Source organism: Streptomyces noursei, assembly GCF_001646665.1.
GTDB lineage: Bacteria > Actinomycetota > Actinomycetes > Streptomycetales > Streptomycetaceae > Streptomyces > Streptomyces lavendulocolor.
Genome location: NZ_LWBU01000327.1, coordinates 1 through 358 on the forward strand (window position 1 = coordinate 1; position 358 = coordinate 358).

Annotated in this window: 1 protein-coding gene; it reads right to left on the reverse strand. The window is 83.0% G+C overall.

Annotated features, from left to right (window positions below):
* A partial coding sequence (locus tag A4V12_RS37660) for a cellulose binding domain-containing protein (protein WP_199831359.1) occupies nt 1-358 on the reverse strand: 358 nt, incomplete at both ends.

Below are 358 nucleotides of genomic sequence, written 5' to 3' on the forward strand. Positions count from 1 at the left end.
GGGGGGTGGGGGGGGGGGGGGGGGGGGGGGGGGGGGGGGGGGGGGGGGGGGGGGGGGGGGGGGGGGGGGGGGGGGGGGGTGCGGGGGGGGGGGGGGGGGGGGGGGGGGGGGGGCTTCTCGGTGGGCCGTCCGCTGGGCTGCGGGGTGGCGCCGCCGCCGGCCGCGCACGCGGCCTCGTCGATCAGGCAGCCGGCCGGGTCGCCCGCCTTCCCCGCCGCGCTGGTGACGAATCCGACCGTGACGGAGGCGCCGGGCGCCAGCTCCTTGTTCCAGCTCGCGGGCTTCACGGTGACGTGCTGCCCCTCGACGGTGTGCTCGCCGTTCCACAGGGAGCCGAGCTTCGTGCCGGCGGGCAGGT